This window comes from Hydrogenophaga sp. UC242_53, assembly GCF_042696965.1.
Classification (GTDB): domain Bacteria; phylum Pseudomonadota; class Gammaproteobacteria; order Burkholderiales; family Burkholderiaceae_C; genus Hydrogenophaga.
The window spans coordinates 4,782,040-4,808,632 of sequence record NZ_CP170552.1; the positions used below are offsets into that span (position 1 = coordinate 4,782,040).

The window sequence follows — 26,593 nt, forward strand, 5'->3', positions numbered from 1 at the left end:
TGCGGCCGAGGCGGGTGCCTTTTCGATTTCGCCGGTCCGCATCCACATGACCCCACGCGAGCGGGTCGTGGCCGTGTCCATCAGCAACGAGGGTGAGACCGAGGTGGCCTTGCAGGCGGACCTGCACCCGGTCCGCAGGCGATAGCAGCAACCTGAGCTACCGCCTCAAGGCGGACGACGGGCTCAACGCAACGTCCTCTCAGCCCTTCCGGCGTGTGCGCCTGAGCAGCAGCTCCAACTACCTCAGCTACTCCCTGCGCCGCGGCGGCACTTGCAACAACAACACCAACTGGCGCGCGCCCGCCACGGGCACAGGCAATGTGGAAACCGGCACTTTGAACTTTGGTGCCGCCTTGACGGCCACGACCACGCTGACCTATTGCATCCGGGTTCAGGTGGGCTTTGGCGGCAACCCCTCCTCACCCGCGGCCGGCGTCTACAGCGACACCTTCAACATCTTCGCGCAATACCCCAACAGCAACGCGGGCGCGCTCAGCCCCAACGCACCGGTGGTGATGACAGTGGGCGTGAACAACCAGTGCGTGTTCAACACCTACCCGGGCAACCTGGCGTTCAACTACACCGCGTTCAGCGCCACAGCACAAACCTCAACCACCAGCTTCATGTTGCGCTGCAGCTCGGGCCTGCCGTGGACCATCTCTGTGAGCCCGAACCCCGCCGTGCTCCAAGGTCTGCGGTACACCATCACCCCGTCGCCCGCTTCGGGCAGCGGCAACGGCAACACCGGCCAGGCGGTCACGCTCACCGGCAGCATGCAGGCGGGTCAGGCAGGCACCTGCACCGGGCCCACATGCTCGGGCACCCAGGCGCACACGGTGTTCATCACCTACTGAACGCCCGTGTGACCGTGGTCAAAAAAACCGTTTTCGAAAACCGGGTGCCGGGGAGACAATGGCGGTCGATCCCAGGAGACGCAGCATGGACCGATTCACGGGTGGTTGCCTGTGCGGCAACGTTCGAATTGAAGCCACCGGCCGACCCCATCGGGTGGGCCTGTGCCACTGTCTCGACTGTCGGAAACACCACGGCGCGCTCTTCCACGCCTCCGCGATCTTTCCGCAGAACGCCGTGACCGTCGAAGGCGAAACGAGCGACTACGCCGGCAGGTTTTTCTGTCCTCGCTGTGGTTCGTCGGTGTATGGGCGCAGTGGCGACGAAATCGAAGTCAACCTGGGCACCCTCGACGCGCCCGACCAGTTCGTGCCCACCTACGAACTCTGGACCGTGCGCCGCGAATCCTGGCTGCCACCGTTCCCACTCGCCAGGCGGTATGAGCGCGACGAGGAGGAAACGGGCCGTCCCGAGGCATGAGCGGCGAATCCTTGCGCCCTCTGCGGCCGCGATGCTGCCGCGGCTAACATCTGGCGATGTCAGAAACCCAGCAATGCAAAACGATACTGGCCGTGGACGACCACGAACTGGTGCGGATGGGTCTGCGCCAGGTGATCGATCAGCACTTCGCCGACCGTTTCCATGTGGCCGATGCGCACAGCCTGGAGCAGGCCCTGCTGTTTCTGAAGCAGCGCGCCGAGGAGGTCTTTCTGCTGTTGCTCGATCTGAACCTGGGCGACACCCGCGGCCTGACCGGCCTCAAACTCCTGCGGCAGCTCTATCCGCAGTTGCCGATCGTGGTCGTGTCGGGCACGCACGATCCCCGCGTTCGCGAAGAAGCCTTGGCGCACGGTGCCTGGGGCTACTTCTGCAAGACGGGCGATACCGATGGATTGAAGGGCATGCTCGCGGCGATTGAGAGCGCCTCCACGGCCAGCCATCGCCCGGGGAAACACGGCGCGGCGGCCCGCAGCCAGAACCTGAGGCCTGGCGTCCGGTTGACCGACCGCCAGGTCCAGGTCCTGGAGCTGCTGCTCAGCGGCCTCGACAACCAGGCGATCGCCGCCGAAACCGGGCTGGTGCTGGGCTCGGTGAAGAATTGCGTTTCGACGATTTTTCTCGTCTTCAACGTTCGCTCCCGCGCCGAGCTGATCGGGCTGTTTTCCTGAGCCTGGTGTGATCGAGAAGCTGCTGACGAGCATTCACCGGGCGCTGGGCGTGCAAGCCCGGTCGCCACTGACCGTGCAGCGCATCCAGCTCGCGCTCCTGCTGCAAAAGACCGGGCCGGTGCGCATCCTCTCGCCCATCCCTTTCGCCACGCCGCTGGCGATCCTGTTCTACCTGAATGGGACGTCCCTGCTTCCCCTGGTCTGGCTCGGCCTGTTCTACATCGTCGTCTTCACGAGCTACGTGCAGCGCAGAAAGCTGGAGGCCCACGGCCCCCTGCAGGACCACGAGTTGCCCCGCATCCTGCAAGGCCGTGTCCGGGACATCTTTCTGCTGGGCGCCATGTGGGGGGCCGCACCCTGGCTGCTCAACGCGCACCGGAACGTGGACCCTCTGATTCTCATCTCCGTGTTCATCATGGGTGCGATATCGCTCGGCTCCGCGATCGTCTCCACCCACCGCCAGACCATCGCCGCGTTCAGCGTCCCGGCGGCGGTCGGCATGATCTCCGCCTGCCTCTGGCACGGTGGCCTGGTCGGTTCGGTGCTGGCCTTCTGCATGACGCTTTTTCTGGTGATGACGCTCAAGTGGACGTTCCAGCAGGCGGACCTGCTCGAGCAGTCGCTGACGGTGCGCTTTGAAAAGGAAGACCTCGCCCGCCGCCTGGCCCAGCAGGTGGAACTGGTCGAAAACGCCAACCGGGAAAAAAGCCGCTTTCTCGCGTCCGCCAGCCACGATCTGCGCCAACCGCTTCATGCCATCTCGCTGTTCACCTCGGTGCTGGAACGGTCCCAGCTCGATCCGGACAGCGCACAGACGGTCACGCGGTTGAGCCACTCGGTGCGCATGCTGAACCAGTCGCTGGACACCATGCTCGACATCTCCCGGCTGGATGCGGGCGCCGTGCAACCCGCGCTGGCGCCCGTGCGCGTGCACGAGCTGTTCCTGTCGCTGAACCACATGTTCTCCGGCAGCGCCCAGGAGCGCGACCTGCAGCTTCGGTTCCGGGCGCCGGGCGATCTGGTCGTCGTGAGCGACGTGCAGCTGCTCACGCGCCTGCTCGGCAATCTGATCGACAACGCCATCAAATACACGCGCACCGGTGGTGTGCTCGTCGCGGCAAGGGCGGGGGTCCCCGCGGGACGGGCCGGTTGGGTCCGCTTCGAGGTGGTCGACACCGGCATCGGCATCGCGACAGAACATCAACAACGGGTGTTCGACGAGTTCTACCAGCTGGCCAATCCACAACGCGACCGCGCATCCGGTCTGGGCATCGGCCTGTCCATCGTCAAACGGCTCTCGAGCCTGCTGGAACATCCCATGGCGCTCTCATCGATGCCGTCGCGAGGCACACGCTTTCGGGTGTGGGTGAAACAGGCCGACGGGCGCAGGCTCCATCCAGCAAGCCCTGCAGACGCTGGCCTTGTTCCCCCGGTTCACGCCGCGAACAGCCTGCCGCGCCATGTGCTCGTCATTGACGACGAGCCGGCCAGCCGCGAGGCCATGGCATTGGTGCTCTGCGCGCGCGGTTGCACGGTGTACCCCGCCAGCGATCTGGCGCAGGCGCAGCACCTGCTGCAGCGACACCCGATCGACGCCGTCGTTTCCGACTTCCGGCTCCCGGGAGAACGCAACGGCCTGGACTACCTCCTGGTCCTGCGCAACACCTCACCCCACCTGCGCACCTTGCTGGTGACCGGCGAGACCGCGCCGCAACGCATCACCGACATCCGAACCAGCGGTGTGCCCTTCCTGCACAAACCTGTGCAAGCGCAACAGCTGCTGGACGCGCTGGCGCGCTGATCTGCCGTTCTCACCCGCCGCCATGTGACCGGGGTCACTTCACGCCAGGGAGGGTCGCGATGAATACTCGCGATCGTCTGTTGACCATCTCTCCTTCCGACCCAACCACGTCCCGCCCCGGACCCGTTCCCATGCGCAAACTCCTTCTTGGCCTGACCCTGTCCTTGCTCGCCGCCGTGTCCGTCGCGGCACCCGATCCGCAGTGTGCCGAGTACGACAAGCTCCGCACCCAGAGAGACAACGCATTGCGCGCGAAGAACTTCAAACTGTATTGCGATGCCCTGTCGGGTTTGATCAAGCTGATGCCGGCAAAACCGCCCGAACAGGCGCGGCTCCAGTGCGAAGCCAAGGCCACGAACATGAAGGTCGAGACCTGGCTCGGCATCCGCCCCGAGGTGGTGTCCACCATGACGAGCACGTTTGACGAGCAATGCAGGTGACAGGGGGCATGCAGTAAGGTGTCGTGAGGGCCGAGCACATCCATCGCTGGGGCCTGGTGCCCGACGGCCCGCCTGTCGTCACGAACAGCGGGCAGCTCCTGCCCGTGCGGTTCCACGGGACGCCCGCCATGCTGAAGCTGCGCAACCCAACAGGAGGAGCGGGCCGGCGCGGCATTGATGGCCTGGTGGCAGGGCGACGGTGCGGCCAGGGTGCTGGCCCACGAGGGCCCGGCGCTGCTGTTGGAGCGCGCGCCAGGCGGCATGGCGCTCGCCGAGATGGCTCGCCATGGGCGCGACGATGAAGCCTGCAACATCCTGTGTGCCGTGGTCGCCCGACTGCACGCGCCCCGGCCAGGGCCGCCACCGGCACTCACCGACTTGCCCACCTGGTTTCAAGGGCTGGAGGCCTGCGCGGCAGCAAGAGGCGGCATCTTCGCCACGGCCGCAGCGACCGCACGGGACTTGTTGGCCTCGGCGCGGGATGTCGGTGTGCTTCACGGGGACATCCACCACGGCAACGTCCTGGACTTCGGTCCACGCGGTTGGCTCGCGATCGACCCCAAGGGCCTGTGGGGCGAACGCGGTTTTGACTACGCCAACCTCTTCTGCAATCCCGACGCTGAGACCGCCACCTCGCCGGAGCGGTTTCTCCGCCGGCTGGAGGTGGTTGCCGCCTCGGCGGGTCTCGAGCGCAGGCGGCTGCTTCAATGGATCCTGGCCTGGGCGGGCCTTTCCGCTTGCTGGCATCTGGAGGACGGCTCCGCGCCGGACACGGCCTTGGCGATGGCCCACATGGCATCGGCCCATCTCTGAGCGGTCACGAGCACCGTTTCTTCTCCAGCCGCATGGCGCCCGAACAGGGCCGCTTCACAGGTCCTGTTCAGGCCCGCGCCAATGCCGTGAGAGGAGAGGCGCGGCTGAGGCGGTTCACGGGGTCACAAGCTCGAAACCTATAATTGTGGGGCTCACGCGCCAGGTGTGAGGCCGAATGGGGACGACCCCATCGGCATGGATTCAACCGCGAGGGACGGCCCCCGCACTGCTTGTGAAAGTGGTCGCCATGGTCAACGCCTCCCCCCTCCACCCACCCGCCGCGCGCGCGCGGCTCATCTCTCCAGCCACCTGGGCGCTTCTGCTCGGTGCATGGGTTGTGGTGGGGTTGTTCTCTTTTTACGGTTCCTCCTGGCTGGCCGCGCCACTCACACCCGGTGTCGCCGGCCTGAGCTTCGCCGTGCTGCTGGCCACCATCGTGGCGGCATCGTTTGGTGTCGTGCATGAGGCGGACTACCTGGCGCACAAACTGGGCGAGCCGTACGGCACGCTCATCCTGACGCTGTCCATCGTGTCCATCGAGGTCATCCTGATTGCCTCGGTGCTCTTGGGTCCGGGGGAAGCTCCCACGATCGGGCGCGATTCCATTTTTGCCGTGTTGATGATCATCCTGAACCTCGTGATGGGGATCTGCCTGGCGGTGGGCGCTGCCCGGCATGGCGAACAGGAGTTCAATGCGCAGGGGGCGACGGCCTACCTGTCGATGATTGCCCTGTTGACCACGGTGGCCCTGGTGCTGCCCAAGTTCACCAGCACAGCGGGTGAATTCGGGCCTGAGCAGGCGATGGGCATCGGTGTCCTCACCGCGCTGCTGTACGCGGCCTTCCTGTGGAAGCAGATCGGCAGCCACAAGCGCCTCTTCGTTCAGCCCCCTCCCGGGGCGATGGTGGTGCGCCGCATGGAACGCACCTCCAGGGCGCCGACCGAGACCGAAAAGGCGGAGGGTTCTGTCCAGCAAAGCAGGAAGGATGTCTGGGTGCATTCGCTGCTGCTGCTGGCCATGATTGTTCCGATCGTTCTGCTGGGCCACCACCTGGCCGTCGTGCTCGACTACGGCATTGCGGCCGCGGGCGCGCCCGTGGCCGTGAGTGGCGTGCTCATCGCCCTGATCGTGTTCACCCCCGAGTCCTTGACCGCCGTGCGCGCGGCGCTGGGCAATGAGATGCAGCGGGCCGTCAACCTGTGTCTGGGTGCCTTTGTCTCCACCGTGGGGCTCACGGTTCCCGCGGTGCTGGCCATTGGCTTGTTGTACGACAAGCAGGTCGTCATGGGCATCTCCCACATGGACACGGCCCTGTTTGTGCGCACCGCCGTGCTGAGCATGCTCACCTTCAACGGCCAGCGCACCTCGGCGCTGCAGGGTTACATGCACCTCGCGCTGTTTGCCGTGTTCGCCGTGCTGTTGTTCTTTCCCTAGCCGCGCCATGGGCGGCCCACGGTGGATGCGGTCGAAACATCTGCGAACAGCATTTCAGCGGCCATGCGGGCAGACTATGGCCCATGAAAATCCTTGCCCTCGTCTTCTCCCTGAGCGCCGTGGCGTTCGCGCCCATCCCGGTGATGGCGCAGCAGACCCCCGCGAAGCCCGCCGCCAAGCCAGCGGCCAAACCCACCACCACGACCAAACGCGCGCCGCTGGCGCGCTCCGCGGCCAAGGCCGTGGAAGAAGTGACACCGATCGAAGAGGATTCCAGCGTGAACCTCACCGAAGCCGATCTCGCGGTCGCGCAGCGCGTGTACCTCGGCAACATCCCCTGCGAACTGGGCTCGGCTGTGGAGATCGTGCCCGCCAAGCGGCAGGGGTTCTTCATCGTGCAGGTGAAGAACATGCGCAACGCGCGGTACTACATGCACCCGGTGGAAAGCCGCACCGGTGCCATCCGGCTCGAAGACCCGAAGCGGGGCGCCATGTGGCTGCAGTTGGGCAACAAGTCCATGCTCATGAGCCAGCAACTGGGCAAGCGGCTGGCCGATGAATGCATGAGTCCCGAGCAGCTGACGCTGGCCGGTGAGATGAAGCGCAACCCGCCCAAGGGCCTGCTGGATCCGGTGGACCCCCCACCGGCCGCCGCGCCACCCACCCCGCCGGCCAACCCCAACTAGCCGCCGTCCACCTTGAGGCGTATATAATTCATATACGTTTCATATATAGGTGATGAATGGGGATCGTCAAGATTTCGGACCTGATGCACGAGAACCTGCGCGTGGCGGGGAATGCGCTGAGCAGGTCCATCAATGCGCAGGCCGAACACTGGATGCGGGTTGGCATGCTGACCGAGCTTCACCCGGCGCTGGACCACCGGGAGATCTGCCAGCTGTTGGTGCGGGCGGAACTCGCGGGGGGCCTGGACATCACCGTGGCGGCCGCGACCCCACCGGGCAAGTCCCGCACAGCCCCGGCGGGCCAGCGCTAGTGGCTCGCGGCATCACCATCAAGTCCGCCGAGGACATCGAGATGGCGCGGCGCGCCGGCAGGCTGGCCGCGGAGGTGCTCGGCATGATCGAGCCCCACGTCGTCCCCGGGGTCAGCACGGAGACGCTGGACCGGATCTGCCACGACCACATCGTGAATGTCCAGGGCGCCATCCCGGCCAACCTGGGGTACCACGGGTACCCCAAGACCATCCTCACCTCCGTCAACCAGGTGGTCTGCCACGGCATCCCCTCGCCCGACAAGCTGCTGAAGAAGGGCGACATCATCAACATCGATGTGGCCGTCAACCAGGACGGCTGGTTCGGCGACACCAGCCGCATGTACTTCGTCGGCACACCCAACGTGCTGGCCCGGCGTCTGGTGGAGACCACCTACGAAGCCCTGCTGGCCGGCATCCGGCAGGTCAGGCCCGGCGCGACGCTGGGGGACATTGGCGATGCCATCCAGTCCGTCGCCCATCGAGAGCACTTCAGCGTGGTGCGCGAGTACTGCGGGCACGGCATTGGCCGGATCTACCACGAAGAACCGAACGTGCTTCACCATGGCCGGCGCGGCGAGGGGCTCAGGCTGGAGCCGGGGATGGTCTTCACCATCGAACCCATGCTCAACGCAGGCCAGCGCGAGACCCGGACCTTGGCCGATGGGTGGACCGTCGTGACCAAAGACCGCTCCCTGTCCGCCCAGTGGGAACACATGGTGGCCGTCACGCCCGAGGGACACGAGGTGCTCACGCCCTGGCCGGGTGGCACGGGTGCCCGCGCACCGGTGTGACGCCCGGGTTTTGACCCTCTGATAGACTGCGACGCTCTGCGGGAGAGCGAGGCGTGTCGCGCCTCCGCCGAAGGCGCAAACTCCCATGATCGCTCAGGCCACCGGACCGCAGACACATTTCGCCGACTGGAGAGAGGCCGAGCCGCACCGCGCGCGCACCGGCACACCGAAGGGGCAGACTGCCGACGCAGTCGAAACTCTCAGGTAAAAGGACAGGGGGAGAGGCGCTTTCACCTGAGCCTTGCCCATGTTCTCCTTTCGAACCCCTTTCACGGCCCGGTTCTTCGCCGCGCTGGCCCTTGGCCTGTGCATCGGCGTTGCCCTCGGCGCCGCCCATGCCTTGCACCGCCTGTGGCAGCAGGTGCCCGAGGTTGGTCACCTGGCCCACTACGAACCGATGCTGCCCATGCGCATCCACGCCAGGGACGGCAGCCTGCTCGCCGAGTACGGCGAAGAGCGGCGCGAGTTCGTGCCGATCGAGCGCATCCCGTTGCGCATGCAGCAGGCCTTGCTGGCGATCGAGGACGCGCGGTTCCACGAACACGGGGCGGTGGACTACGCGGGCCTCGTTCGCGCGGCGCTCGGCAACCTCCTGGCCGGTGGGCACGCGCAAGGTGGCAGCACCATCTCCATGCAGGTCGCGCGGGTCTTCTTCCTGAGCCGGGAGAAGACCTACCGGCGCAAGGTCATGGAGATCATGCTGGCCTACAAGCTCGAATCGGTCTACAGCAAGGACAAGATCCTGGAGCTGTACATGAACCAGATCTACCTGGGCGAACGGGCCTACGGTTTCGCGGCGGCCGCATCGGTCTACTTCGACAAGACGCTCGACCAGCTCAGCGTCGCCGAGGCGGCCATGCTGGCCGGCCTGCCCAAGGCGCCCTCCGCCTACAACCCGGTCGCCAACCGCGAGCGCGCCACCGTGCGCCAGCAGCACATTCTCAAGCGCATGCGCGAGCTGGGGCATCTCGATGAGCCGGCCTATGAGCAGGCCCGCGCCGAGCCCCTGACCTTGGCGCTGAACCACCCGTCGACCGACCCGGCATCGGCCTACGCGGTCGAACAGGTTCGCAAGATGCTGGTGGAGCGTTATGGGGACGAGGCCTACTCGCGGGGCCTGGATGTGACCACCACCATCCACGTGGCCGAGCAGCGCGCCGCCACCCATGCCTTGCGCGCCGGCCTGTTGAATGCACAGCACCAGCGCGGCCCCGCGGGGCCGGAAGGCCATCTGAAGCAAGCCGTGCAGGCCGACGACCCGGCCGGCATCCGCCGGGCCCTCGCGCCCTACCGGGACAGTGGCGCCTTGCGCGTGCGCAACCGTGCTGGAAGCCTCGACCTCCGCCGGCATCACGGCCGCCCTGCGCGACGGCACCGTGATTCGCATTGCACGCCACACGCTGAGCCCGGGCAGCAGCGCGCTGCTCAAACCCGACGCACCGGCGCGCAGGCGCATCGAACCGGGTGCCGTCGTTCGTGTCGTGGCCGACACGGCCGGGCGCTGGCGGCTGACACAGCTGCCGCAGATGCAGGGCGCGCTGGTGTCCATCGATGCGAGGTCGGGTGAGATCCTGGCACTGGCCGGGGGCTTCGACTTTGCGTTCAACCAGTTCGACCACGCGGTGCAGGCGGTGCGCCAGCCGGGATCGACCTTCAAGCCCTTCGTGTTTTCCGCCGCGCTGGAAAAAGGCTATTTCCCCGGCACCCTGGTCGACGACACGCAGCGGCTGGTCACGCCCTCGGCGCGCGGCCGCAAGGCCTGGCGACCGCGCAACTACGGCAACCAGTACGAAGGCTTCATCACGGCCCGGCGGGCCCTGGCGCGCTCGAAGAACGTGGTGGCGGTCAACCTCATGGACGCCGCCGGCACGGAATATGTGCAGCAGTTCGCCACCCGTTTCGGTTTCGCGGCCGAGCTCAATCCTCCGATCCTGCCGCTGGCGCTGGGCGCGGGTGCGGTGACCCCGCTGCAGCTCACCGAGGCCTACGCGGTGTTCGCCAACGAAGGAGAACGGGTCGAGTCCCGCCTGGTGCTCAAGGTGAGCGAGCGCGGCGGTGCGGTGCTCTACGAAGCGCCGCCGGTGTCGCCCCGCGGCCAGGTGATCTCCCCACGCAATGCCTACGTGATGGACAGCATGCTGCGCGACGTGGTGCGGCACGGCACGGGGCGGCGAGCGAGCGCACTCGGGCGCGAGGACACAGCCGGCAAGACCGGCACGTCCAACGACGCACGCGATGCCTGGTTCGCCGGTTATTCATCGGGCGTCGCTTCGGTGGTGTGGATCGGGTACGACCAGTCGCGCAGCCTGGGCAACGCGACCGGGGGAAGCCTGGCATTGCCCGTCTGGACGGATTACATGAAGGTCGCCGTCGCCCAGCGGCCCGAGCAGGAGCGCCGCATGCCGGCGGACCTGGTGCCATGGGGCGACGACTACGTCTACCCGGAATCCCTGGAGGGCCCCTGCACCGTCGAGCCCCACACCTTCATCCAGGGCCCGTTCGAATGCCGCAGCGGCATCCCGGCCCCGGGGGAATGAAAAAGCGGCGTTGCTCGGCCCCGATTTGCCCCAACAAACAGGCCCAGAGGAGAAGCCAGACAAGCTGGAAACCGCGTCCTTGCACCCTTCCAGCAAGAACATAGCAGCGCCGCGAAACCCGGGATGGGTGCGGCTCTTCCACCGCATCACGCCAGCAAGCCGGCGCCACCCCCTAGAACATGGAGTCTAGGAATTGGCGGATGTTCCGCGCACCGGTGGCATGAAGTGGGCTGAAAACGGCCCGAGATGGGGAATCGGAGGCGCGAACTGCAAAAGTTCACCCGATCCGCCATCGATCACTTGCGGTCGGGCAGCTCGATCTTGACCTCGAGCACGTCCAGGTTGTCCTGGCGGTCGAGCTGGACCTTGATGTCGTCCGGGTTGATCTTGATGTACTTGCCGATCACCGCGACCAGCTCGCGCTGCAGCGCGGGCAGGTAGTCGGGCTCGGAAGCGCTGCGCCCGCTGCGCTCGTGCGCCAGGATGATCTGCAGGCGCTCCTTGGCGACGCTGGCGGTTTTCTTCTTTTCACCCAGCAGGAAAGACAGGATCGACATGCCTTACTTCCCTCCGAACAGGCGCTTGAAGAAGCCCACTTTTTCGGCCTCGATGAAGCGCAGTGGTTTGTCGGCACCGAGGAAACGGTCGATCACGTCGCTGTAGGCCTCGGCCACGTCCGTGCCCTTGAGGTGGATGGCCGGCATGCCCTGGTTGGAGGCGGTCAGCACGCTTTCGCTTTCCGGGATCACGCCGATCAGCTTGATGCGCAGGATGTCCTGGATGTCGCTGAGCGAGAGCATCTGGCCATCGGCCACGCGGCCCGGGTTGTAGCGCGTGATCAGCAGGTGTTCCTTGATCGGCTCCTTGCCCTCGATGGCGCGCTGCGTCTTGCTGCCCAGCATGCCCAGGATGCGGTCGGAGTCGCGCACGCTGGAGACCTCGGGGTTGGTCACCACCAGCGCCTCGTCGGCGTAGTGCATGGCCATGAGCGCACCGGTCTCGATGCCGGCGGGCGAGTCGCAAATGATGTACTCGAAGCCCATGGCCGACAGGTCGGTCAGCACCTTGTGCACGCCTTCCTGGCTCAGGGCGTCCTTGTCGCGCGTCTGGCTGGCGGCCAGCACGAACAGGTTGTCGCACTGCTTGTCCTTGATCAGGGCCTGGTTCAGGTTGGCCTCGCCCTGGATGACGTTGATCAGGTCGTACACCACGCGGCGCTCGCAGCCCATGATCAGGTCCAGGTTGCGCAGGCCCACGTCGAAATCGATGACGGCGGTCTTGTGGCCGCGCAGGGCCAGGCCCGAGGCGAAGCTGGCGCTGGTGGTGGTCTTGCCCACGCCGCCCTTGCCGGAGGTGACGACAACAATCTTGGTCATGGTGAAAGTCCTTCGATTCGAATAAGGGGTGAGACTCAGACGCCGATGGCGTCGATCACGAGTTTGTCGCCATCGGGCCCGGGCACCAGGCGCACCTGCGCGGTCTTGCCCTGGACCGATTCGGGCAAGGCCACTTCGCTGGTGCGGTAGATGCCGGCGATGGAAATGAGTTCGGGCGCCATGGACAGCGCGAAGATGCGCGCCTCCCCGTAGCCGCGCGCACCGGCGATGGCCTTGCCACGCAGCGGCGCGTACACGTGGATGTTGCCGTCGGCGATCACCTCGGCACCCGGGTTGACCATGGCCATGACCACCAGGTCGCGGCCGCGCGCGTAAACCTGCTGGCCCGAGCGCAGGGGCTTGTCGATCACCAGCGCACCGGGCATGGGCATCGGCTGGGGCGCGGCCACGGGTTCCGGCGAGGCGGTCTCGGTCGGTACCGCCGACGGGGCGGCCCGTTGCACGGTGGCATCGGGCGCGGGCGTGAGGCCGGCGGCCACGGCCAGCGCGGTCTGTTCGATGGTGCCGCCGCGCACGGCCAGGGGCGTGAGGCGGTGCTGGCGCAGCAAGGTCTGCAGCGCGCCGAAGTCGGGCAGGGCATGGGCCTCGGCCACGTTCAACGGGTGCAGGTCGATGACCACCGGATCGTGGTCGAAGAAATCGGGCATGTCGCCAAAACGCTGGGCGAACTCCTGCGCCAGGAGATCCAGGTTGGACGACTTGAGCATCAGGGCCACCAAAGGCAGGTGGGCGCTCTTGATTTCGAAGGTGGCGGGCGCGTTTCCTGCGAGGGCGACAGACATGGGCGAAACAGATCCAAAAACGGGCCAGCCGCAGGAACGCCGGGTCGGCAGGTCTGGCTGTGAAGCGGCGCATCTTACCAGCCGGGTTGACGGGTTTTGGCCCGGGAAGGTGTGCAGGTGTCAGGGCATGTTTCAGCAACCGACGAGCGGGTTTTGCACAAACCTGTGAATAATTTTTTAACAACGCATGAGTTATCCACAGAAAAGTGGGTAACTGCCTTGTTATCCCCGTTTCGAGCGCCAAGGAACCGTGCCCTTCACACAGGCTTCTGAGCGAGCCAAGTCCTTGATCCAGCAAGAAAAAGGGCGCTTGTCCACACCGGACAGCGCCCTCTACTACTACTGCTATTTTGTATTTAAAGATTTAGAAGAATAGTGGAACGGGAACCCGGCGCGGTCCGGGCGCCTGTTCAGGTCGGCTTTTTCACGCCCGGTTGCTCGCCGTGGTGCCGATGCTCACCCCGGTGGCCGCGGTGCATGCCGGCGCGCTGGAAGCCGCCCAGGTGTTTTGAATCAAAGACTTTTTGTTGATCGGCGTTCAACACCGCGTAGAAGCTCTTGATCGCGTCGACGCGTTCGGCCATCGCGGCGTCGCGCTCGGCTTTCAGGGCCTGCATCTTGTCCAGGCGCTGCGGGGTGGTCAGCTTGGACCAGTCTTCCCGGGTGCCCTGGCGCGGCATGGCGCCGACCTGAGGCTGGGTGCGGGCGATGAAGGCGTTCCAGGCCGGTTCCTGCTCGGGGGTGAGCTTGAGCTCGGCCTTGAAGGCCGCCTGGCGCTCGGCCATGCGCTTCTGCATCTGGGCGTGGCGTTCGGCGCGTTTCTGGTCGCGCTGCTCGGCGGTGGGGGCAGCGGGTTTGACGGCCGGCTTGGCCGCCGTGTCGGCCTGGGCCACCACGGTGACGGTGTTGGCCGTGCCGGCGGCCAGGGCCGAGGGGTGCAGGGCCGAGGCCTGCACCAGGGCGGTGGCGAAGGTGCCCACCAGGGCGGTGGCCAGGGTGGTGGCGATCAGCGCGCGTTTCGGAAGCGATTTCATGAGGACTCCTGGTGTCTGTTGAGGATGGATCTCCACAGGACAGGTGTCGGGCTGCGGAGTGGTTTCAGTGTCTGGCGCGCGTGTTTCCACCCCGTGCCGCCGATGTGGCGGGTTTGTAAAGTTTTGTGCTGCTTTTTGCAGCAACTGTGCAAGCGGGGTGGCTCAGGTCGTCGAGGATGGGACAGTCGGGTCGGTCGTCGCCGGGGCACAGGTGCAGCAGCTGGTCCAGCGTGCGCTGCATGGCCTGCAGGGCTTCGATGCGCTGGGCCAGTTCGTCCAGGTGTTTCTGCGTGATGCGCTTGACGCTGGCGCTGCTGCGCCGGCGGTTGTGCCAGAGGCTCACGAGCTCGGTGATGGCGTCCAGGCCGAAGCCCATGTCGCGCGCACGGCGGATGAAGCGCAGCGTGTGCACGTCGGCCAGGCTGTACTGGCGGTAGTTGCTGTCGGTGCGGGGCACGGGCGTGAGCAGGCCCAGGCTCTCGTAGTGGCGCAGCATCTTGGGCGAGATGCCGCTGAGCTGCGCCGCCTTGCCGATGCTGACCGGCCAGTGGATCAGCGCGTCGCCCGGGTCTTGCTCGCCGGCGGGGGCCAGCGCGTGCAGAAAGCGGTCGGTGCGCATGGGGTCAGGCCGCCACTTGGTAGCCTTCTTCGCGGATCGCTTCGACCAGGGCTTCGCGCGTCTGCGTGCTGTTCACCTCGACGCGGTTCTGGCCGCGGTCGATGCGGACTTCGGCCTGGGGATCGAGCAGCTTGATGGCGGTGGTCACGGACTTTTCGCAGTGGCCGCAGGTCATGCCGTGCACATCGAGGACTTGTTTCATGGTGTCTTTCTTCAAAGGTGGATGGAACATGAAGCCATTGTGATCCTTGACATGGTGTCAAGGTCAAGCGGTGGTCGCGCTGTCACAGTTCGCTACAAGCGCGTTTGACCTTCCCATGGTGGTAAAGCTTATGCTGACCCCATGAACACGATCGCTGCCTCTCCCGACGCCGGTGCCACCTTCTCGACCTATCCATTGACCCAGATCGATCTGGGTGTGGGTGGCATGACCTGCGCCTCGTGCGTGACGCGGGTCGAGAAGGCCTTGCGCAAGCAACCGGGCGTGAGCGACGCCACCGTGAACCTGGCCACCGAGTCGGCGCGCGTCACGCTCAGTGGCGTGGACGAGGCCGAATCGCTGGCGCGCATCAAGCGCGCCGTGCGCGACGCGGGTTACGAGCCGCGCACGCTGGAAGCCCTGGACGAGGAGGACACCGAGCGCGTGATGGGCGTGCCGCGCGACCTGCTGCCGGTGCTGATCGGTGTGTTGCTCTCGGCACCGCTGGTGCTGCCCATGGTGGGGGACCTGTTCGGCCAGCACTGGATGCTGCCGGCCTGGATCCAGTTCCTGCTGGCCACGCCGGTGCAGTTCGTGTTGGGCGCGCGTTTCTACCGCGCCGGCTGGCACGCGCTCAAGGCGCGCACCGGCAACATGGAACTGCTGGTGGCGATCGGCACCACGGCCGGTTGGGCGCTGTCGACCTGGCTGTGGTGGCGCGCCGAAGCGGGCGAGGTGCCGCACCTGTACTACGAGGCCTCGGCGGTGGTGATCACGCTGGTGCTGCTGGGCAAGTGGCTGGAGGCGCGCGCCAAGCGCCAGACCACCACGGCCATCCGCGCGCTGCATGCGCTGCGGCCCGAGCGGGCCCACCTGTTGCCCGATGGCATTCGCCGCACCGAGACCACCGATGTGGCGGTGGACGAGCTGCTGCCGGGCGATGTGATCCGCGTGTTGCCGGGTGAGCGCTTCGCGGCCGACGGCACGGTGGTGCAGGGGCACACCCAGGCCGACGAGTCCATGCTGACCGGCGAGTCCCTGCCGGTGTCCAAGGACGTGGGCGATGGCGTGACCGGCGGCTCGCTCAACGGCGAGGGCGCGGTGGACGTGCGGGTGCGCGCGGTCGGCGCGCAAAGCGTGCTGGCCCAGATCATCGGCCTGGTGCAGGACGCGCAGGCCGGCAAGGCACCGGTGCAGCGCATGGTGGACCAGGTGGCGGCCGTGTTCGTGCCGGTGGTGCTGGTGATCGCGCTGGTGACGCTGCTGGGCTGGCTGGGGACTGGCGCACCGATGGAAGAGGCCTTGCTGCACGCGGTGGCGGTGCTGGTGATCGCCTGCCCCTGTGCCTTGGGCCTGGCCAGCACCCGCGGCCATCATGGCCGGCACCGGCGTGGCGGCGCAGCACGGCATCCTGATCAAGGACGCGCAGGCGCTGGAGATCGCGCACAAGGTCGACACGGTGGCCTTCGACAAGACGGGCACGCTGACCGAGGGCCACCCGCGCCTGACGGTGATCGAGGCCGCACCGGGCGTGGACGAGATCGCCGTGCTGCAGGTGGCGGCGGCGCTGCAGGCGCAGAGCGCGCACCCGCTGGCGCGCGCGGTGCTGGAGGCCGCGGCCTCCAGGTCCATCAAGGTGGCGCCGGACGCCGCGCAGGACGTGCAGGCGGTCTCGGGCCGGGGCAGCCAGGGGCGCGTCAACGGCGCGCTGCTGGCCCTGGGCAGCCTGCGCTGGATGGGTGAGCTCGGCGCGAAGCTGGGCCCGCTGGACGAGCGCGCCAAGGCCTTGCAGGCCGAGGGCGCGACGGTGTCGGTGCTGGCCAGCCAGACGCCGGGTGATGCGGCCTCGGCCGCCACCTGGGCGCCCCTGGCCCTGCTGGCCTTCGGTGACGAGCCCAAGGCCGGCGCGGCCGAGGCCATTGCCGGCCTGCGGGCGCAGGGCATGCGGCTGTTCATGGTCTCGGGCGACAACCGCGGTGCGGCGCTGGCGATGGCCTCGCGGCTGGGCCTGCGCGCGGACCACGACGAGGTGATCGCCGAGGTGCTGCCGGGCGACAAGGCGACCGTGGTGCGCAAGTTGCGCGCGGCCGTGGTGGGCGACCGCCTGCACACCGTGGCCATGGTGGGCGATGGCGTGAACGACGCGCCCGCGCTGGCCGCCGCCGACGTGGGCATGGCCATGAGCCACAGCCAGGGCGCGAGCGCCGACGCTGCGCATGCACGCCGCCGGCATCACGCTCATGCGCGGCGACCCGCTGCTGGTGGCGGCCGCGCTGGACATCTCGCGCCGCACGGTGCGCAAGATCCGGCAGAACCTGTTCTGGGCCTTTGCCTACAACGTGGCCGGCATCCCGCTGGCGGCACTGGGCTTTCTCAGCCCGGTGGTGGCGGGCGCGGCCATGGCCCTGAGCTCGGTGAGCGTGGTCGGCAACGCGCTGCTGCTCAAGCGCTGGAAGCCGCCGCAGCGCTGAGCCCGCGCTCAAGGCTTGATGCACGTCAAGGCGCGCGCGCGGCCGCCGCGCGATGCTCGGGGCTCCTGCAGGAGGAGGAGACTTCCCATGACGACGACACACGACGCCGTGCGCGTGATCCTTGACGAGCACGCCAGCCTGAGCGCGATGCTGACCACGCTGTCGCAGATGGTGCGGATCGGCCCCGATGCGTCCGGCGAGGGTGGCCCCGAGCGTTACTTCGACGTGCTGCGCGCGATGCTGTTCTACATCGACGCCTTCCCCGAGAAGAACCACCACCCCAAGGAATCCAACCTGCTTTTCCCGCGCCTGGCGCGCGCGGCGCCGCAGCTGATGCCGACCATCGAACAGCTCGAGCGCGACCACATGAGCGGCGAGATGCGGGTGCGCGAACTGATGCACCTGCTGATGGCCTGGGAGTACATGGGCGACCTGCACCGCCCGGCCTTCGTGGCCGAGGCGCAGCGCTACGTGGCGTTTTATCTGGACCACATGCGGCTGGAAGAAACCGCCCTGCTGCCGGTGGCCGAGAAGGTGCTGACCGAGGCGGACTGGGCCGTGCTGGACGAGGCCTTCACCCGGCACACCGACCCCTTGAACCCGCGCAGGCCGCGCGACCCGCAGTTCGACCGGCTGTTCACCCGCATCGTGCTGCGCGCGCCCGCGCCGCTGGGGCTGGGCGAGGCCTAGGCCGCGAGCGCGGTCAGCAGCGCGTCGAAGACCTGCAGCAAGTGCGCCACGTCCTGCGCGGTGGTGGCGGGCGAGACCAGCATCATGCTGTGGAAAGGCGTGAGCAGCACGCCCCGGTTGAGCATGAAGAGGTGGGTGAGGGCTTCGAGTCCGGCCTGGGCGTGGTCGCGCACGTCCTGCGCGTCGCGCGGGGTGTGCGGCATGAACTGCAGCTCCAGGCGCGCGCCCAGGCGCGTCACCGTCCAGGGTTTGGCGGCGCGGGCGATGCGCTCGCGCAAACCGGTTTCGAGCCGCTCGGCCAGCGCCAGCATGGGGGTGTAGCTGGCATCGGTGTGCAGGTGGGTGAGCGCGGCCTGCAGCGCGGCGAGTGTGAGCGGATTGCCCGAGAGCGTGGTGCCGATGCCGCTGTGGCCTTCGGGCGCGGCGTCCTTGGCGCGCGCCATGCGGTCGGCCATCTCGGCGGTGAAGCCATAGACCGCGCAGGGCAGGCCGCCGGCCACCGCCTTGCCGACCACCAGGAAATCGGGCTCCAGCGCGTGGGCCCGCGCGTAGCCGCCCAGCGCGGTGGAGATGGTGTGGGTTTCGTCGCACACGAACAGCGCGCCGTGCCGGCGGCACAGGTCGCGCGCCGCGTCCCAGAAGCCGGGCGCGGGTGGCACCAGGCCGAAGTTGGTGAGCGCGGGCTCGGCCAGCAGGCAGGCCACATCGCCCCGGGCCAGCGCGGCCTCGAGCGCGGGCAGGTCGTTGAAGGGCACGACGCGCGTGAAGGCCGCGTGGTTGTGGACCTGGCCGAGCACCGAGGCGCGCGGCAGCGTGCGGCCGGTCGCGGGGTCCAGGTCCACCAGGGTGTCGTCCACCGCGCCGTGGTAACAGCCGTCGAACACCAGCAGCTGGGGCCGCCGGGTGATGGCGCGCGCCCAGCGCAGCACGAAGCGATTGGCGTCGCTGGCGGTCAGCGCCAGCTGCCACATCGGCAGGCCGAACACGCGCGCGAGCCCTTCGCCCACCGCCACCGCGTTGGCCGCCGGCAGCATGCAGGTGAGGCCTTGCGCGGCCTGCTGCGCGATGGCCTGGGCCAGCGGTGCCGGGCTGTGGCCGAACATGGCGCCGGTGTCGCCGAGGCAGAAGTCGGTGTGCCGCAGGCCGTCCACGCAGGTGAGCGAGGCGCCTTGCGCTTCGCGCACGAACAGCGCGGCGGGGCTGGGCCAGTCGCGCATCCAGTGCAGGGGCACGCCGAACAGGTAGTGGGCCTGCGCGGCCTGGGCGAGTGCCAGGGATTGCGGGTGCGTGGCGATGAAACGTTCGCGCTCGGCTTGCTGGAGCGCGGCGATGTGTCGAGGGTCGGGCATGGCGCCAGCTTAAGCGCGGTGGTGCGGTGTGGGGCCGCTGCGTGGCAGTGGACATTTCGTTGCGCGCCGAATTGGCACCGGTGCGGTGGGGCACCGCTTGAACCACAATGGCCCAGCCATGAACCCACGCACCGAACCCGTCTCCCTCACCGACGTGCCCGACACCACGCCCTACGTGCGGCTCGCGCTGGCGCTCTCGCTCGGCGCGGCGGTGTCGCTGGGCATCACGCGCTTCGCCTACGGCCTGCTGCTGCCGCCGATGCGCGAGGACCTGGGCTGGAGCTACACGCTGGCCGGCGCGATGAACACCTTCAACGCGCTGGGCTACCTGATCGGCGCGCTGGCGCACGCCCTGGCTGATGCGGCGTTTTTCGCCCACCGGCCTGCTGCTGTCGGGCTCGCTGCTGGCCTCGCTGTTCATGGGCCTGAGCGGTTTCTTCACGGCCGCCGCGCCGCTGCTCGCGCAGCGCCTGCTGGCGGGTGTGGCGAGTGCGGTGGTGTTCATCGTGGGCGGGCTGCTGGCCGCGCGGCTGGGCGCGCGCCAGCCGCGGCGCAGCGGCTTCCTGCTGGGCCTGTACTACGGCGGCACGGGGCTGGGCATCGTGGTCTCGGCGCTGGGCGTGCCGCCGGTGCTGGCGGCGGCGTCCCAGCCGCACGGCTGGGCCTGGGCCTGGTGGGGGCTGGCGCTGGTCTGCCTGCTGCGCCACCGCGCTCATGGCCTGGCCGGCGCGCGTGCTGGCCGCTCACGCCGTGCCATCGGCCAGCGCGCAGGCGGGCGGCGGGCGTGTGTTCCAGGTGCGCGACTTCGTGTTCTCGCTCGCGGGTTACGCGGGCTTTGGCGTGGGCTACATCGGCTACATGACCTTCGTGATCGCGCTGCTGCGCGAGCAGGGCGGTTCGTCCGGCTCGATCACGCTGTTCTATGCCTTGCTCGGGGTGGCGGTGGTGGCCTCGTCGCGCATCTGGGCCGGCCTGCTGGACCGGCACCGCGACGGCCAGGCACTGGCGCGGCTCAACGCCTTGCTGGGCGTGGCGGCCATCGTGCCGGCGCTCACCAGCAGCTGGCCGCTGGTGCTGACCTCGGGCCTGGTGTTCGGGGGGGTGTTCCTGTCGGTGGTGGCCTCGACCACCGCGCTGGTGCGGCACAACCTGCCGCCCGCGCAGTGGGCCGCGGGCATCAGCGCCTTCACCATCGTGTTCGCGGCCGGCCAGATCGTCGGCCCCACGGTGGTGGGCTTCATCGCCGACGGCCCGGGCGGCCTGGCGCGCGGCCTGGTGTTCTCGGCCGTCGCGCTGTGGCTGGGCGCGGCGTTCGCGATGAAGCAAAAGGCGCTGGTGTGAGACAACGCCCTCCAGGGTGCCCGTGGAACCGGCTTTGCCGGGCCGCCAGGCACGCCCCCTGGAGGGGGTGACGCCGCAGGCGGCGCGGGGGTGCTTCTCTAGATCAGGCCTTCGGCCTTCATGGCGGCCTGCACGGCCGGGCGGGCACCCACGCGGGCGCGGTAGGCCGTGAGGTTGGCCAGGCCGGTGATGTCCACGCCCACGCGCGGCGCCCAGTTGGTGACGGTGAACAGGTAACCGTCGGCCACGCTGAAGTCGTTGCCCATCAGGTACTGCTTGCCGGCGAGCTGGCTGTCGACCCACTTCAGGCGCTGGCCCAGCTTGTCCTTGGTGGCGGTCTTCACCTCGTCGGGCGTGGCCGGGTTGAACAGCGGCGAGAAGCTCTTGTGCACCTCGGTGCCGATGAAGTTCAGCCATTCCTGCAGGTGGTAGCGCGCCAGCGTGCCGTTGGCCGGGGCGAGGTTCTTCTGCGGCACCTGGTCGGCGATGTACTGCACGATGGCCGGGCCTTCGCGCAGGCGCTCGCCGCCGTCGAGTTCGAGCAGGGGCACGTAGCCCAGCGGGTTGATGGTGTAGTAGTCGGTGCCGTCGGGCAGCTGGTGCGTCTTGGTGGGCGCGGGCACGGCCTCGAAGGCCAGGCCGGCTTCGTGCAGGGCGATGTGCGGGGAGAGCGAGCAGGCGCCCGGGGAGTAGTAGAGCTTCATGTGTGGTCGTCCTCAGGAAGGCGCCGCCGGATGGCGGCACCGGGCCCGATGCTACCGGCGCCCGGGATTTCCTGCTGCGCCAGGGCCCTAGCGGAACACGTTGGCCCAGATGTCCAGCCGCGCGTTGACGGTGTCCTGGTCCCACACCACGAGGGCGTTGCCGTTGGCGTCCATCGCCACCGAGCAGCGGTTGACGCCGCCGGTGTTCACCGCGTCGAGCAGCGTGGGCGCGCTCCAGCTGCCGGTGGTCACGCGGTGGTGGCTGCCGTAGAGGTCGCGGTGGTTGCCGCCGGAGAGGGTGTGGCTCCAGACCACGGTGGCGTTGCCGGCGGGGTCCATGGCCACCTGGGGCTCGCCTTCGCTGTCGCTCGCGCCCAGCGGGGTGTCCAGCCGCACCGCCGCGCCCCAGGCGCCCGCGCCCACGCGGCGGCGCGCCCAGGTCCGCAGGCCGTCGGCCAACGATTCCTGCCAGACCGCCGTGGCCGTGCCATTGGCGTTCATCGCGACCCGGGCCCGGGCGCTGTTGTCCGTGCCGCCGCCCGACAAGACCTCGGCCGCGCCCCAGGTGCCGCCGGCGTAGCGCCGTGCGTACACGGTGGACGAGGTGGTGGCCGTGCCCTGCGACCAGACGGCGATGGTGTTGCCGGTGGCGTCGGCCGCGAGGGCCGGTGCGCCCAGGCTGAAGCTGGTGTTGTTGTCGTCCAGCAGGTCGGCGCTGGACCAGCCGACGCCGTTGAACCGGTTGTGCCAGACCCGCGGAACCCCCGCGCTGATCTGCGTCCAGACCGCCAGGGCGCTGCCGTTGGCGAACACCTGGATCTGCGCGTCGGAGGCGTCGCCCGTGCCGCCGTCGATGGACGAGCCCGTCGAGTCCCAGGAGCCGCCTTGCAGGCGGGCGCTGCGCACGCGCTCGAAGTTGCCGTCGTGCTGGATCCAGATCGCGCGGGCCGCGCCGCTGGCGTCCATGCCGATCTGCGGCGCGCGCGCGTGGCCGGCATTGCCTTCCACGTCCTGCGGCGCGCCCCAGGTGCCGGCGGTGTAGCTCGCCGCGACCAGGCCGCGGTGGGAGACGATGTTCTCGCGCACCCAGATGGCGACGGCGTTGCCCGCGCTGTCCACCGCGATCCGGGGCTCGGTCGCGTTGCCCGAGTGGTCGTCGATCACCTGCGGCGTGCCCCAGCCGCCACCTGGGGTGTAGCGCGCGGCCCAGATGTTGTCGAAGCTGCCGTTGCCCTGCGCCCAGACCGCGAAGGCGTTGCCCTGGCTGTCGGTGGCGACCACGGGGTTGAAGGCGCGGGCGAGGTCGTTCGTCTCGATCAATGCCGCGCCCTGCCAGGCCTGGGTCGCGCCAGCGGTGCAGTTCACCGCGACGTTGTTCACGTCGGCGTTGGCCGTGCCGCCGCCGTTCTGCACGGTGCAGGTCTGGCCGGCGGGCTGGGTGCCGACGGTGACGTTGTAGGGCACGCCGGTGCGCACCGGCGTGGGGAAGGTGAACGGGCCGTCGGTGTTCACGGCGAGGTCGTCCGCGCCGTTGTTGCGCAGCACCACCGTGCCGGCGAGGCCGCTGACGTTGCCGCCGATGGTCTGCGTGGTGGTGGGCACAGGGACGGCCACGTTGATGACCGTGGCGTCGTAGTAGCGCGCCTGGAAGCCGTCGCCGCGCTGGCAGGCGACGTAGGTGGCGACCACGTGGCGGCCCTGGTCGAGGTGGCTGAGCGAGAGCACCGGCAGCACGGTGGTGCCACCCGCGCCGCGCCCGCCGTGGGCGCCCTGGGTCAGGCCGATGTTCGCCTGGTCGTACAGCGTTTCCACCACCTGCGGGTGGCGGTCGAGCTGGCGACGGACCATGGTCACGCGGGCGCTCGCGCAACTGGGCCAGAGGTTGTAGACCGCGGTGAAGGTCAGCGTGGCCGCGGCGTCGAGCCGGTAGGAGCCGCCCGAGCTGTTGTAGGCGTTGGAGTAGCCGGTGAGCGTGAGGGCGTTGCCGGGGTTGCGCCACCACGCTGGTGTGCCCGCGTGGGGAGAAGCAGCGGTCCGGATTGGGTGGCGCGTTGGCGGGGGTCGAACAGGCCGCGATCACCATGCCCCACGAGAAGGTGTTGCGCCGCACGCTGGCGAAACCGCCGGCGAGGGTGGCCTCGCTCTCCTGCCAGTCGGCGTCGGTGGAGGCCATCCACGCCGTTGGGCCGGTGGTGCCGGCGGGCACCGGCAGGCGGATCGTGACCGGGGTTTCGAAAGCGATGCCGTGCGGCGTGAACTCGTAGGTGGCGGCGGGCGCGGGCCAGAAGGCGTCGCGCACCGGCGCGCCCGCGCTGGAGCGCGCGATGCCGATGGTGGTGTTGCCCGCGCAGCGCGCCGGGCGGGATGACCACCTGCGCGCCATCGGGCCCGGTGAGGGTGCCGCCGGCCGGGCCGATCACCGCCGTCACGCGCTCGGGCTCGGCCGGCGCCTCGGGCGGGTTGCTGCTGCCGCCGCAGGCGCCGAGCAGCGCGGGCAGCAGCACACAGGCGATGAGCCACAGCGGCAGGGACAGGCGTGGGCGTGGGGATGGTGTGACAGCGAACATGAAGACCTCCGGGCGGTGGGGCTGCCCTTGGGTCCGCACGATAGGCAAAGCCGGGTGCGCGCGACAGTGCCGAAAGTCACGACGTGAAGGCGGCGGGGGCGGTGCCCGGCGGGGCGAGGCGGGCCAGGGCCTGCAGCAGGCGGTCGGGATCGACCGGCTTGAACAGCACCGGCACGCCCGAGTCGCGCACTCGCTGCAGGCGATCGGGCGCGGTCTCGCCGGTGATCAGCAGCACGGGCAGCGCCAGGCCGAAACGCGCGCGCAGGCGCTGCGAGGCGGCCAGGCCGTCGGCGCCCTCGGCCAGGCGGTAGTCGCAGAGCATCGCGTCGAAGGGCTCTTGCCGCGCAGCGGCGGCCTGCAGGGCGAGTGCCGCGCCGTCCTCGTCGCGCGCGGTCTCCGAGGCCACGCCCCAGGTCTGGAGGAAGGCACTCAGCGCATCGGTGATGTCGGCCTCGTCGTCGACCAGCAGCACGCGGCGCGGCAGCGCCTGGCTGGCCGCCAGGGTGGCCGGCGGGCTGTAGAGGGTGGGCTCGGGCGTGGGCTTGGCGCGGGGCACGGTGACGCGAAAGCGCGTGCCATGGCCGGGCCAGGAGCGCAGGCGCACCGGGTGGTTCAACAGCAGGGAGAGCCGGCGCACGATGGACAGGCCGATGCCCAGGCCGCGCGTGCGGTCGCGGCCCGGGTTGTCGACTTGGTAGAACTCGTCGAACACGCGGTCGGCGTGCTCGGGCGCGATGCCGATGCCGGTGTCCACCACGTCGATCCAGACCTGCGCGCCGCGCGGCCGCGCCACCACCAGCACGCCGCCGCGCGCGGTGTACTTGATGGCGTTTTCGATCAGGTTGCCCAGCAGGCGCCGCAGCAGGTGCGGGTCGGTGCGCACCCACACCGGCGTGGCGCGCAGGCGCAGCTGCAGTTCGCGCTCTTCCGCGCGCGAGGCGAACGAGGGGTGCAGGGCCTGCAGCACGGTGTTGAGCGGCACGTCCTGCACATCGGCCTCGATCACGCCGGCGTCGAGCCGCGAGACGTCGAGCATGGTGTCCAGCGAGGTGCCCAGCGAATGCACCGCGCCCATGAGGCGCTGCGCGTGGGCGTGCGTGGGCTGGCCTTGCAGTTCCTTGTCGAGCACGGCACCGAAGAGCGCGATGGCGTGCAGCGGCTGGCGCAGGTCGTGGCTGGCGGCGGCGAAGAAGCGCGTCTTGTCCTCGCTGGCGCGCTGGGTGGCGGCCATCTGCCCGGCGAGCTGCTCGGCCAGCGCCTCTTTCTCGAAGCGCATCTGCAGCGAGGCGGTGAGCAGCAGGTGCTGGCGGCGCGCGAAGTGCAGCATGGCGCCGGTGTAGATGCCGACGCAGGCGCCGAGGAAGAGGTGCGTGGGGTCGCCGCGCCAGAGCAGGGCGGAGATCAGGCCGGTCATCATGGGCAGCACGAAGGCCAGCACCGAGGCCCAGCGTGGCGCCACCGACGGCACGCCGCCGCTGATGAGGCCGAGCATGATGAGCATGAGCAGCGTGGTCATGGGCAGGTCGTCGGCCGGCATGAACAGCCAGGGCGCCAGGCCCCAGGTGGCGCTGTAGTACAGCAGCTCGCGCCACTGTCGCCGGGCCCAGAACGCGCTGCGCGCGGCGGCCTGGCGGTCGCGGAAGTAGGCGTGGATGAGCGGGTAGCGCAGCACCTGGATGGTGTGCAGGCCCAGCCACACGAAGATCAGGGGGTCGCGCAGCTGCCACCAGAACAGCGCGCACAGGGCCCAGGCCAGCACCGCGTCGGCGATGGTGGAACTCAGCGAAGTGGCGTACAGCGCGGCGACCTGCTCGCGCAGCACGCGCTGCTGGGTCAGGTCGCCGGTGTCGGCTTCGCTCACCGCAACAGGCTGATGAGTTGCGCGCGCGACCTCACGCCAAAGAGCAGCAGCAGCGCCGAGACATGGTTCTTCACCGTGCCTTCGCTGAGGTGGGCGCGTTCGGCGATGTCGCGGTTGGACTGCCCGGCCAGCACCCATTCCAGCACCTGCACCTGGCGGTCGGTGAGCTGCAGCGACTCGCCATTGGCGTTGTTGCGCACGCTGCGCAGCACCGGCTCGGTGGGCGCGGCGGGTCCGGGCGCCGGCGCGGGCCCGAACAGGCCCAGCGAGCGGATGTAGCCGATGACCTCCTTGAGGTCGCCCGACTTGGCGAGGTAGGCGCGCGCGCCGCGCGAGAGGGCGTGGCGCATCAGGCCGGGGTCGTTCACGCCCGAGAGCACCACCACCGGCGCCTCGGGGAAGGCCTTGACGAAGGCCGTCAGGCCCGAGAGGCCGTGGGCGTCGGGCAGGTGCAGGTCCAGCAGCACCAGGCCGATGCGCTGCCGGTAGCGGCCGTACAGCTCCATCGCCTCCTGCAGGGTGCGCGATTCCAGCACCTTGATCTGACGCCCGCTGTCGGTGGCGTGGGCCTGCACCAGGGTGAGCAGGCCCAGGCGCAGCAGGTCGTGGTCGTCCACCACCAGCAAGCCGGTGGCGCCGTGCGGGTCGGGCGCGGCGTGGGCGGGTGGGGCAACCAGGGCATGCATGGTGCGGGCATGTTAGGCGCTGGGGGCGCATCGCGGAAGTGACGAAAGTCACCCCGGC

24 protein-coding genes, 4 pseudogenes and 1 riboswitch are annotated in these 26,593 nt (G+C 68.9%); of the genes and pseudogenes, 17 read left to right on the forward strand and 11 right to left on the reverse strand.

What is annotated here, in order from left to right; genetic code table 11:
* The first annotated feature begins 152 nt into the window (after positions 1-152).
* The 11 genes and pseudogenes from ACFJI0_RS24045 (at position 153) to ACFJI0_RS24095 (ending at position 10,835) form a co-directional block, all read left to right on the forward strand.
* Positions 153-854, forward strand: a complete 702-nt coding sequence (locus ACFJI0_RS24045; RefSeq protein WP_382325810.1) for a spore coat protein U domain-containing protein — start codon at positions 153-155, stop codon at positions 852-854.
* A gap of 85 nt (positions 855-939) precedes the next feature.
* Positions 940-1,332 carry a GFA family protein gene (locus tag ACFJI0_RS24050; protein WP_382163630.1) on the forward strand — a complete coding sequence of 131 codons (393 nt, stop codon included), beginning with the start codon at positions 940-942 and terminating at the stop codon, positions 1,330-1,332.
* A 92-nt stretch (positions 1,333-1,424) separates the two neighbouring features.
* The gene (locus tag ACFJI0_RS24055; protein WP_382322637.1) at positions 1,425-2,021 is read left to right on the forward strand and encodes a response regulator; all 597 of its coding nucleotides are present in this window, start codon (positions 1,425-1,427) and stop codon (positions 2,019-2,021) included.
* A gap of 7 nt (positions 2,022-2,028) precedes the next feature.
* Positions 2,029-3,822, forward strand: a complete 1,794-nt coding sequence (locus ACFJI0_RS24060; protein ID WP_382322638.1) for an ATP-binding protein — start codon at positions 2,029-2,031, stop codon at positions 3,820-3,822.
* A gap of 131 nt (positions 3,823-3,953) precedes the next feature.
* Complete coding sequence (locus ACFJI0_RS24065; RefSeq protein ID WP_382322639.1) at positions 3,954-4,262, forward strand: hypothetical protein; 309 nt, start codon at positions 3,954-3,956, stop codon at positions 4,260-4,262.
* Positions 4,263-4,285: 23 nt separating this feature from the next.
* Positions 4,286-5,075, forward strand: a pseudogene (locus ACFJI0_RS24070) (aminoglycoside phosphotransferase family protein).
* Between the two features lie 247 nt (positions 5,076-5,322).
* Complete coding sequence (locus tag ACFJI0_RS24075) at positions 5,323-6,510, forward strand: calcium:proton antiporter (RefSeq protein ID WP_382322640.1); 1,188 nt, start codon at positions 5,323-5,325, stop codon at positions 6,508-6,510.
* Between the two features lie 83 nt (positions 6,511-6,593).
* Positions 6,594-7,196 (forward strand): hypothetical protein, encoded by a 603-nt coding sequence (locus ACFJI0_RS24080; RefSeq protein WP_382322641.1) that lies wholly within the window; start codon positions 6,594-6,596, stop codon positions 7,194-7,196.
* A gap of 56 nt (positions 7,197-7,252) precedes the next feature.
* Positions 7,253-7,507 (forward strand): ParD-like family protein, encoded by a 255-nt coding sequence (locus ACFJI0_RS24085; protein ID WP_382322642.1) that lies wholly within the window; start codon positions 7,253-7,255, stop codon positions 7,505-7,507.
* The gene (gene map / locus ACFJI0_RS24090) at positions 7,507-8,298 is read left to right on the forward strand and encodes a type I methionyl aminopeptidase (protein ID WP_382322643.1); all 792 of its coding nucleotides are present in this window, start codon (positions 7,507-7,509) and stop codon (positions 8,296-8,298) included. The genes ACFJI0_RS24085 and map overlap by 1 nt, the downstream gene beginning before the upstream one ends.
* A gap of 29 nt (positions 8,299-8,327) precedes the next feature.
* Positions 8,328-8,417, forward strand: a riboswitch (glycine riboswitch).
* 128 nt (positions 8,418-8,545) lie between these two features.
* A pseudogene (locus ACFJI0_RS24095) lies at positions 8,546-10,835 on the forward strand (penicillin-binding protein 1A).
* A gap of 296 nt (positions 10,836-11,131) precedes the next feature.
* Here ACFJI0_RS24095 and minE read toward each other — a convergent pair.
* From minE to ACFJI0_RS24125, 6 genes are all read right to left on the reverse strand, one after another.
* Positions 11,132-11,392, reverse strand: a complete 261-nt coding sequence (minE, locus tag ACFJI0_RS24100; RefSeq protein WP_204735402.1) for a cell division topological specificity factor MinE — start codon at positions 11,390-11,392, stop codon at positions 11,132-11,134.
* A gap of 3 nt (positions 11,393-11,395) precedes the next feature.
* Entirely contained in the window at positions 11,396-12,211 is an 816-nt protein-coding gene (minD, locus tag ACFJI0_RS24105; RefSeq protein WP_291116397.1) for a septum site-determining protein MinD, read from the reverse strand.
* A gap of 35 nt (positions 12,212-12,246) precedes the next feature.
* On the reverse strand, positions 12,247-13,014 hold the full coding sequence (minC, locus tag ACFJI0_RS24110; protein ID WP_382322644.1) for a septum site-determining protein MinC: 768 nt from the start codon (positions 13,012-13,014) through the stop codon (positions 12,247-12,249).
* A gap of 410 nt (positions 13,015-13,424) precedes the next feature.
* Complete coding sequence (locus ACFJI0_RS24115) at positions 13,425-14,048, reverse strand: Spy/CpxP family protein refolding chaperone (RefSeq protein WP_382322645.1); 624 nt, start codon at positions 14,046-14,048, stop codon at positions 13,425-13,427.
* A 64-nt stretch (positions 14,049-14,112) separates the two neighbouring features.
* Complete coding sequence (cueR, locus tag ACFJI0_RS24120) at positions 14,113-14,667, reverse strand: Cu(I)-responsive transcriptional regulator (RefSeq protein ID WP_382322646.1); 555 nt, start codon at positions 14,665-14,667, stop codon at positions 14,113-14,115.
* Positions 14,668-14,671: 4 nt separating this feature from the next.
* Positions 14,672-14,869 (reverse strand): heavy-metal-associated domain-containing protein, encoded by a 198-nt coding sequence (locus ACFJI0_RS24125; protein ID WP_382163603.1) that lies wholly within the window; start codon positions 14,867-14,869, stop codon positions 14,672-14,674.
* 141 nt (positions 14,870-15,010) lie between these two features.
* Between ACFJI0_RS24125 and ACFJI0_RS24130 the strand changes: the two are divergent.
* Both ACFJI0_RS24130 and ACFJI0_RS24135 read left to right on the forward strand, forming a co-directional pair.
* Positions 15,011-17,337, forward strand: a pseudogene (locus ACFJI0_RS24130) (heavy metal translocating P-type ATPase).
* Between the two features lie 87 nt (positions 17,338-17,424).
* Positions 17,425-18,027, forward strand: coding sequence for a hemerythrin domain-containing protein (locus ACFJI0_RS24135; protein WP_382163599.1), 603 nt, complete (start codon positions 17,425-17,427; stop codon positions 18,025-18,027).
* Here ACFJI0_RS24135 and ACFJI0_RS24140 read toward each other — a convergent pair.
* On the reverse strand, positions 18,024-19,376 hold the full coding sequence (locus ACFJI0_RS24140; protein ID WP_382322647.1) for a transaminase: 1,353 nt from the start codon (positions 19,374-19,376) through the stop codon (positions 18,024-18,026). The genes ACFJI0_RS24135 and ACFJI0_RS24140 overlap by 4 nt on opposite strands.
* A 259-nt stretch (positions 19,377-19,635) precedes the next feature.
* Here ACFJI0_RS24140 and ACFJI0_RS24145 point away from each other — a divergent pair.
* Positions 19,636-19,981, forward strand: a pseudogene (locus ACFJI0_RS24145) (YbfB/YjiJ family MFS transporter); the annotation flags it as partial.
* A gap of 109 nt (positions 19,982-20,090) precedes the next feature.
* Positions 20,091-20,717 carry a YbfB/YjiJ family MFS transporter gene (locus ACFJI0_RS24150; protein ID WP_382322648.1) on the forward strand — a complete coding sequence of 209 codons (627 nt, stop codon included), beginning with the start codon at positions 20,091-20,093 and terminating at the stop codon, positions 20,715-20,717.
* Positions 20,718-20,815: 98 nt separating this feature from the next.
* Here ACFJI0_RS24150 and gstA read toward each other — a convergent pair whose 3' ends face one another.
* Both gstA and ACFJI0_RS24160 read right to left on the reverse strand, forming a co-directional pair.
* The gene (gstA, locus tag ACFJI0_RS24155) at positions 20,816-21,421 is read right to left on the reverse strand and encodes a glutathione transferase GstA (RefSeq protein ID WP_382322649.1); all 606 of its coding nucleotides are present in this window, start codon (positions 21,419-21,421) and stop codon (positions 20,816-20,818) included.
* An 87-nt stretch (positions 21,422-21,508) separates the two neighbouring features.
* Complete coding sequence (locus ACFJI0_RS24160) at positions 21,509-23,275, reverse strand: hypothetical protein (protein ID WP_382322650.1); 1,767 nt, start codon at positions 23,273-23,275, stop codon at positions 21,509-21,511.
* Between the two features lie 227 nt (positions 23,276-23,502).
* On the opposite strand from ACFJI0_RS24160, the gene ACFJI0_RS24165 reads away from it, so the two are divergent.
* On the forward strand, positions 23,503-23,685 hold the full coding sequence (locus ACFJI0_RS24165) for a hypothetical protein (protein ID WP_382322651.1): 183 nt from the start codon (positions 23,503-23,505) through the stop codon (positions 23,683-23,685).
* On the forward strand, positions 23,686-24,075 hold the full coding sequence (locus ACFJI0_RS24170) for a hypothetical protein (protein ID WP_382322652.1): 390 nt from the start codon (positions 23,686-23,688) through the stop codon (positions 24,073-24,075). It begins immediately after the preceding gene.
* On the opposite strand, the gene ACFJI0_RS24175 is transcribed toward ACFJI0_RS24170, so the two are convergent.
* The gene (locus tag ACFJI0_RS24175; RefSeq protein ID WP_382322653.1) at positions 24,065-25,849 is read right to left on the reverse strand and encodes a hybrid sensor histidine kinase/response regulator; all 1,785 of its coding nucleotides are present in this window, start codon (positions 25,847-25,849) and stop codon (positions 24,065-24,067) included. The two genes, ACFJI0_RS24170 and ACFJI0_RS24175, sit on opposite strands and share 11 nt — an antisense overlap.
* Positions 25,846-26,535: a DNA-binding response regulator gene (locus tag ACFJI0_RS24180; protein ID WP_382322654.1), complete on the reverse strand. Its 690-nt coding sequence runs from the start codon at positions 26,533-26,535 to the stop codon at positions 25,846-25,848. The genes ACFJI0_RS24175 and ACFJI0_RS24180 overlap by 4 nt, the downstream gene beginning before the upstream one ends.
* Positions 26,536-26,593 lie beyond the last annotated feature (58 nt).